This window comes from Mesorhizobium sp. M2A.F.Ca.ET.037.01.1.1, from assembly GCF_003998075.1.
In the GTDB taxonomy this organism is placed as follows: domain Bacteria; phylum Pseudomonadota; class Alphaproteobacteria; order Rhizobiales; family Rhizobiaceae; genus Mesorhizobium.
The window spans coordinates 1-1,114 of record NZ_RZSA01001453.1 but is presented as its reverse complement, the minus strand read 5'-3'; the positions used below and the strand labels follow the sequence as shown (position 1 = coordinate 1,114).

Genomic DNA, 1,114 nt, shown 5'->3' with positions numbered 1-1,114 from the left:
GATCAAGGTGGCGCAAGGCGCCAAGCCCGGCGAGGGCGGCCAGCTGCCTGGTCACAAGGTCGACGCCACCATCGCCAAGGTCAGGCACTCGACGCCGGGCGTCGGCCTTATCTCGCCGCCGCCGCATCACGACATCTATTCGATCGAGGATCTGGCGCAGCTGATCTACGACCTGAAGAACGTCAATCCGGCAGCCGACGTCTCGGTCAAGCTGGTGTCGGAAGTCGGCGTCGGCACGGTCGCGGCGGGCGTCGCCAAGGCGCGCGCCGACCACATCACCATCTCCGGCTATGATGGCGGCACCGGCGCTTCGCCGCTGACCTCGCTCAAGCATGCCGGCAGCCCGTGGGAAATGGGCCTTGCCGAGACGCATCAGACGCTGGTGCTCAACGGCTTGCGCAGCAGAGTCGCGCTGCAGGTCGATGGCGGGTTGCGCACCGGGCGCGACGTCATCATCGGCGCGCTGCTCGGCGCCGACGAGTTCGGCTTCTCGACCGCGCCGCTGATCGCGGCGGGCTGCATCATGATGCGCAAGTGCCACCTCAACACCTGCCCGGTCGGCGTGGCGACGCAGGATCCGGTGCTGCGCAAGCGCTTCAAGGGCACGCCCGAGCATGTCATCAACTTCTTCTTCTATGTGGCGGAAGAGGTGCGTGCACTGCTCGCCGAAATGGGCTTCACCCATCTCGACCAGATCATCGGCGACAGCGACCTCCTGGAAAAACGCGACGTGATCCAGCACTGGAAGGCGCGCGGGCTCGACTTCTCGAAGATGTTCTTCAAGCCCGACGCGCCGCATGAGGCGCTGCACTGGACCGAGCGGCAGAAGCATCCGATCGACGACGTGCTCGACCGCAAGCTGATCGAGCTGGCTAAGCCGGCGCTCGAAGCCAGACAGCCCGTCACCATCGAGCTGCCGATCCGCAACGTCGACCGCTCCGCTGGCGCCATGCTGTCGGGCGAGGTCGCCAAACGCTTCAAGCACAAGGGCCTTCGGGAAGACACGATCCAGGTGAAGCTCACCGGCACGGCCGGCCAGTCCTTCGGCGCGTTTCTCGCGCGCGGCGTGTCGTTCGAGCTGGTCGGCGCCGGCAACGACTATGTCGGCAAGGGC

General features: G+C 66.3%; 1 protein-coding gene. It reads left to right on the top strand.

Annotated features, from left to right (window positions below; all coding sequences use genetic code 11):
* On the top strand, positions 1-1,114 hold a 1,114-nt coding region (locus EOA27_RS37530; protein WP_245491348.1), incomplete at both ends, for a glutamate synthase-related protein.